This is a genomic window from Bacillus cereus group sp. N11 (assembly GCF_016483605.1).
GTDB classification, from domain to species: domain Bacteria; phylum Bacillota; class Bacilli; order Bacillales; family Bacillaceae_G; genus Bacillus_A; species Bacillus_A toyonensis.
In genome coordinates this window covers 1-248 of record NZ_JAEHBN010000085.1, presented here as the reverse complement: position 1 = coordinate 248, position 248 = coordinate 1, and the positions used below count along the sequence as shown (strand labels likewise).

The following is a 248-nucleotide window of genomic DNA, read 5'->3' as shown; positions in this document are numbered from 1 at the left end:
GGTGAGCCATGAAGGATTCGAACCTTCGACCCTCTGATTAAAAGTCAGATGCTCTACCAACTGAGCTAATGGCTCATTTTGAAAGTGGTGCCGGCTAGAGGACTTGAACCCCCAACCTACTGATTACAAGTCAGTTGCTCTACCAATTGAGCTAAGCCGGCTTGCGATTTCAAAATGGTGGCTCGGGACGGAATCGAACCGCCGACACGAGGATTTTCAGTCCTCTGCTCTACCGACTGAGCTACCGA

The 248-nt window shown here is 50.4% G+C and carries 2 tRNA genes; both read right to left on the bottom strand.

The features are described from left to right. Positions 1-2: 2 nt before the first annotated feature. A tRNA-Lys gene (locus JDS98_RS29795) sits at positions 3-75 on the bottom strand. A 10-nt stretch (positions 76-85) separates the two neighbouring features. Continuing rightward, positions 86-161: transfer RNA gene (locus tag JDS98_RS29790), tRNA-Thr, on the bottom strand. Positions 162-248: the final 87 nt, after the last annotated feature.